6 protein-coding genes are annotated in these 5,570 nt (G+C 69.0%); 2 read left to right on the top strand and 4 right to left on the bottom strand.

What is annotated here, in order from left to right:
* Positions 1-1,615 (top strand): Na/Pi cotransporter family protein (locus AC1DOC_RS16960; RefSeq protein ID WP_478130131.1); only part of this gene is annotated, 1,615 nt, incomplete at its 5' end.
* 16 nt (positions 1,616-1,631) lie between these two features.
* Here the strand turns inward: AC1DOC_RS16960 and AC1DOC_RS16955 are convergent.
* Positions 1,632-2,042, bottom strand: coding sequence for a response regulator (locus tag AC1DOC_RS16955; RefSeq protein ID WP_478081396.1), 411 nt, complete (start codon positions 2,040-2,042; stop codon positions 1,632-1,634).
* Between the two features lie 101 nt (positions 2,043-2,143).
* Positions 2,144-3,127: a quinone oxidoreductase family protein gene (locus AC1DOC_RS16950; RefSeq protein ID WP_026284211.1), complete on the bottom strand. Its 984-nt coding sequence runs from the start codon at positions 3,125-3,127 to the stop codon at positions 2,144-2,146.
* Positions 3,128-3,228: 101 nt separating this feature from the next.
* Here AC1DOC_RS16950 and AC1DOC_RS16945 point away from each other — a divergent pair, with 101 nt between their 5' ends.
* Positions 3,229-4,137 (top strand): DMT family transporter, encoded by a 909-nt coding sequence (locus AC1DOC_RS16945; protein ID WP_478130130.1) that lies wholly within the window; start codon positions 3,229-3,231, stop codon positions 4,135-4,137.
* A gap of 39 nt (positions 4,138-4,176) precedes the next feature.
* Here the strand turns inward: AC1DOC_RS16945 and AC1DOC_RS16940 are convergent, their stop codons facing one another.
* Positions 4,177-4,971, bottom strand: a complete 795-nt coding sequence (locus AC1DOC_RS16940) for an SDR family oxidoreductase (RefSeq protein ID WP_478130129.1) — start codon at positions 4,969-4,971, stop codon at positions 4,177-4,179.
* 26 nt (positions 4,972-4,997) lie between these two features.
* The coding region (locus AC1DOC_RS16935) for a DMT family transporter (RefSeq protein WP_478130128.1) at positions 4,998-5,570 on the bottom strand (573 nt) is incomplete at its 5' end.

Raw genomic sequence — 5,570 nt, 5'->3', positions numbered from 1 at the left:
GGGCACGCACCTCGTGCGCACGGGCGTGCTGCGCGTGTTCGGCGCCAACCTGCGCAAGATCCTGGTGCAGAGCATGCGCAACCGCTTCACGGCCGCGCTGTCGGGCATCGGCGTCACGGCCCTGGTGCAGTCGAGCACCGCCACCTCGCTGATGACCTCCTCCTTCGTGGGGCAGGGCCTGGTCACGCTGCCGGCGGCGCTGGCGGTGATGCGCGGGGCCGACGTGGGCACGGCGCTCATCTCGGTGCTGTTCTCGGCCGATCTCTCGTGGCTGTCGCCGATGTTCATCTTCGTGGGGGTGGTGCTGTTCATCACCCGCTCGGCCAGCGTGGCGGGCCGCGTGGGGCGCGTGCTGATCGGCCTGGGGCTGATGCTGCTGGCGCTGCAACTGGTGGTGGAAGCGACCGAGCCCCTCTTTTCGGCGCCGGCCGTGCGCGTGCTGCTGGCCTCGCTCAACAGCGACGTGCTGCTCGAGATCACCATCGGCGCGGCGCTGGCGATCGTGGCCTATTCGAGCCTGGCGGTGGTGCTGCTGGTGGCGGCCATGGCCAGTTCCAACGTGGTGCCGCTGGACGTCGCCCTCGGGCTGGTGCTGGGCGCCAACCTCGGCAGCGGCCTGCTGGCGGTGCTGACCACGGCCAAGTCCGCGGTGCCGGTGCGGCAGGTCACGGTGGGCAACCTGCTGTTCAAGGGGCTGGGCGTGGCCATCGTCGCGCCTTTCGTCGGGCTCTGGCTGCGCTACGTGCAGCCGCACGTGCCGAACGCGACGCACGGCGTGGTGCTGTTCCACCTGGCGTTCAACGTGCTCATCAGCCTGGGCTTCATCGGGCTCACGCAGTGGGTTGCCGCGCTGGTCACGAAGATGCTGCCGGTGCCGCCGCTGCCGGCCACCTCCACGCGGCCGCATCACCTCGACCCGTCGGCGCTGTCGACGCCCTCGCTCGCCATTTCCAACGCGGCGCGCGAGGCGCTGCACCAGGCCGACGTGGTGGAGACCATGCTCATCGGCACGCTCGACGTGATCCGCCACAACGACCTGCGCCTGGCGCAGGAACTGCGGCAGCTCGACGACACGGTGGACGAGCTCTACTCGGCCATCAAGTACTACATGACGCGCATCTCGCGCGAGGCGCTGGGCGAGGAAGAAAGCCGGCGCTGGACCGACATCATCAGCTTCACCATCAACATGGAGCAGATCGGCGACATCATCGAGCGCGTGATCATCGACATCGAGGACAAGAAGATCAAGCCGCAGCGCAATTTCTCCGAGGCGGGCATGGCGGAAATCGTCGAGCTGCACGGGCGGCTGGTCGCCAACCTGCGGCTGAGCATGAGCGTCTTCCTGAACGGCAACGTGCGCGACGCGCAGCGGCTGCTCGAGGAGAAGGCGCGCTTCCGCGACCTCGAGCGGGCCTATGCCACCACCCACCTCGACCGCCTCTCCGACCGCACCACGCTGAGCATGGAGACCAGCTCGCTGCACATCGACCTGATCAGCGACCTGAAGCGGATCAACTCGCACATCTGCTCCATTGCCTATCCGATCCTCGAATCGGCGGGCGCGCTGGCGCCGAGCCGGCTGCGCGAATCGCGCCTCGGGAAGATCGAGGGCTGATCTGGCGTCGGGTCGGTCAGTGCGCCGCCGGGAACGGCGGGACTGAGAACTGCTCCTGCCGGCGGCGCAGGCAGAAATCGACCAGGTCGTCGAGCTCGGTGGCCTTGTCGAACACCGCGTCGGCGCCCAGCTGCGCGCACTTGCGCCGCATCTGCGGCGTCAGGTGGTTGCTGAGCACCACCATCTTCTGGTTCGGATCGCGGTTGCGGCAGGCTTCGAGCACGCCGAAGCCGGTGCCGTCCTTGAGGAACAGGTCGACGATGGCCAGGTCCCATTTCGACAGGTTGCCCGCGAGCCAGCGCGCGCCCTCGTTCTCGGTTTCGGCCTGGCCCACCGGATCGACCCGCGCCACCTCGCGCAGCGTGCCGACCAGGTTCTCGCGGATGGCGGGGTTGTCCTCGACGATGAAGGTTCTGACGGTGTCCATGGCGCGGGCCTTCGCTGGCTTTGCTGAAGGCTACAAAGTGCGCCTTGCACAAGACGCAGGCATGACACCCCACCGCGGGTAGGACGGCGGCTGGCCCGGCCTCAGAGCGTGAGGATGGTGCAGCCGGTGGTCTTGCGCGCTTCCAGGTCGCGGTGCGCCTGCTGCACGTCGGCCAGTGCATAGCGCTGGTCGATCGGGATCTTCACCGCGCCGCTCTGCACCACGGCGAACAGGTCGTCGGCCATGGCCTGCGTGCTCTCGCGCGTGGCAATGTGCGTGAACAGCGTCGGTCGCGTCACGTAGAGCGAGCCCTTGGACGCGAGCGTGCCCAGGCTGATCGGCGGTACCGGGCCCGAGCCGTTGCCGAACACAGCCAGCAGGCCGAACGGGCGCAGGCAGTCGATGGAGCCTTCCCAGGTGTCCTTGCCGACCGAGTCGTACACCACCTTCACGCCCTTGCCGCCGGTGATCTCCTTGACGCGGGCCGCGAAGTTCTCGGTGCTGTAGTTGATGGCATGCGCCGCGCCATGTTCGAGGGCGAGCTTGCACTTGGCGTCGCTGCCGGCCGTGCCGATCAGCTGCAGGCCGAGCGCCTTGGCCCACTGGCAGGCGATCAGGCCGACGCCGCCGGCCGCCGCGTGGAACAGGATGAAATCGCCGGGCTGCAGGCCTTCGGCCGGCAGCGTCTTCTTCAGCAGGTATTGCGTCGTGAGGCCCTTGAGCATCATGGCCGCGCCGGTCTCGAAGGAGATCGCATCGGGCAGCTTGCAGACGTTCCTGGCCGGCATCACGCGCAGTTCGCAGTAGGCGCCGGGCGGCTGGCTCGCATAGGCGGCGCGGTCGCCGGCCTTCAGGTGCGCCACGCCTTCGCCCACGGCCTCGACCACGCCCGAGGCTTCCATGCCCAGCTGCAGCGGCATCTGGAACGGATAGAGCCCGCTGCGCTGGTAAGTGTCGATGAAGTTCAGGCCCACGGCCTTGTGGCGGATGCGGATCTCGCCGGGGCCGGGCTCGCCCACCTCGACGTCGACGATCTTCAGTTCCTCGGGGCCGCCATGGCGGTCGATACGGACGGCTTTGCTCATCATCTTTGCAGTCTCCAGTCGCACAGAAAAGAAGAGGCGCATGGTGCCACGTTTGGCCTTCGCGCGACGGGGGCGGGGAATGCCCGGTAGAGTCGGCGGCCATGCAGATCCAGCAGCGCCTCACGCCTTCCACCGTCTTCCTGCTCACCGTGCCGCCGCTGCTGTGGGCGAGCAATGCGGTGGTCGGCCGCCTGGTGCGCGACCTGGTGTCGCCGCTCACGCTGAACTTCGTGCGCTGGGTGATCGCGTTCGTGCTGCTGCTGCCGCTCRCATGGCCGGTGCTGCGCCGCGGCAGCCCGATGTGGGCGCACTGGAAGCGCTATTCGGTGCTGGGGCTGCTGGGCATCGGCTGCTACAACGCATTCCAGTACCTGGCGCTGCAGACCTCCGCGCCAATCAACGTCACGCTGGTGGGCTCCAGCCTGCCGCTGTGGATGCTGGCGGTGGGCGGCATTTTCTTCGGCGCGCGTGTCGGCGGACGCGAGATCGGCGGCTCGCTGCTCTCGATGCTGGGCGTGCTGCTGGTGCTGAGCCGCGGCGAATGGCGGCAGCTGCTCGCGCTGCGGCTGGTGCCGGGCGATCTCTACATGATCCTGGGCACCATCGCCTGGGCGTTCTACAGCTGGTTCCTCGCGCGCACGCGCGAGCCGCAGGACGTGCGGCAGGACTGGGCCGCGTTCCTGATGGCGCAGCTGGTGTTCGGCCTCGCGTGGTCGGGCCTGTTCGCGGCCGGGGAATGGACGCTGGCCGATGCGCGCATGGAGCTCGGATGGCCGCTGCTGGCGGCGCTGGCCTTCATCGGCATCGGCCCGGCCGTGGTGGCCTACCGCTGCTGGGGCAGCGGCGTGCAGCATGCGGGGCCGCAGGCCGCGAGCTTCTTCATGAACCTCACGCCGCTGTTCGCCGCGCTGCTGTCCGCGGCCTTCCTGCGCGAGCCGCCGCACTGGTACCACGGCGCGGCCTTTGCGCTGATCGTGGGCGGGATCGTGATCTCGTCCCGGCGCCCATAGCCGCGCGCGGCACGAAGCGCGCGCAGCCTGGGGGCGAGCTCAGTACGTGCCGGGGTAGGCGCCGCCGTCGGCCAACACGTTCTGTCCCGTCATGTAGCCGGCCTGCATGCTGCAGAGAAAGGCGCAGATCGCGCCGAACTCGGCGGGCGTGCCGAAGCGCCTGGCCGGAATGTTCTTCTTGCGGGCTTCCCACACGGTGTCGAAGTCCTGCCCCGACTTCTGCGCTGCGCCGGCCATCGTGCCCTTCAGGCGGTCGGTGTCGARGGAACCGGGCAGCAGGTTGTTGATGGTCACGCCCTGCGCGGCGATGGGCGTGCGCGCCACGCCGGCCACGAAGCCCGTGAGGCCGCTGCGCGCGCCGTTGGAGAGGCCGAGGATGTCGATGGGCGACTTCACCGAGCTCGAGGTGATGTTGACGATGCGCCCGAAGCCGCGCTTGGCCATGCCGTCGACCGTGGCCTTGATRAGCTCGATCGGCGTCAGCATGTTGGCGTCGACGGCCTTGATCCATGCCTCGCGGTCCCAGTTGCGGAAATCGCCCGGGGGCGGGCCGCCGGCGTTGGTGACGACGATGTCGAAGTCGTGGCCGAGCGCGAACACCGCCGCGCGGCCGGCTTCGGTGGTGATGTCGGCGGCCACGTGCTTGACGAAAGGCGTCGGCGAACCGGCTGCCGCTGCGGCCAGCTTCGCAGCCGCCGCTTCGAGCGCCTCGGCGCCGCGCGCCACGATCACCACGTTCACGCCCTCGCGCACCAGCGCCTCGGCGCAGCCGTAGCCCAGCCCCTTGCTCGCGCCGCACACCAGCGCGGTCTTGCCTGCAATGCCCAAATCCATGTTGTTGCTCCTTGACTGCAGGAGCGCTAGCGCCCCGTGCGTGTGAAAACGAAGATGCCCGCAATCACGAGCACCGTGCCGGCCGCGATCCACGCGGTGAACGGCTCGCCGAGTATGACCACGCCCATGAGGATGGTCGACAGCGGCCCGATCATGCCGGTTTGCGCGGCCATGGCCGGGCCGATGCGCTCGATGGCCATCATGACCATGAGGACAGGCACCGCCGTGCACAGCGTGGCGTTGAGCACCGACAGCCAGATGACCTCGGGCGCCACCTGCATTGCGGCGCTCATCGGCCGCGTCAGCGCGAACTGCAGGATGCACAGCAGGCAGGCCACGGTGGTGGCCAGCCCCACGAGCCGCAGCGAGCCCAGGCGCTTGACGAATTCGCCGCTGTAGACAAGGTAGGCCGCATAGCTCACGGCGCTCAGGAACACGAGGAAGGTGCCCCAGGCCGCCGCCCCGCCGCCCTTGCCGCCKCCGCCGATCCAGAGCTCGTGCCCGAACACGAGCAGCACGCCGGCATAGCTCACGATCATGCCGAGCACCTGCGGCCGCGTGGCGCGCCGCCGGTACAGGAGCCAGCCGAACAGCAGCAC

This window comes from Variovorax sp. 01T439_2, from assembly GCF_056398445.1.
Note: the sequence above shows the minus strand (reverse complement) of the source record. Positions and strands in the feature narration are given on the sequence as shown.

Excerpts from the sequence above, each read along its gene's own strand:
- AC1DOC_RS16950 (WP_026284211.1), bottom strand. The coding sequence starts at position 3,127 with ATGAGCAAAGCCGTCCGTATCGACCGCCATGGCGGCCCCGAGGAACTG.
- AC1DOC_RS16955 (WP_478081396.1), bottom strand. The coding sequence starts at position 2,042 with ATGGACACCGTCAGAACCTTCATCGTCGAGGACAACCCCGCCATCCGC.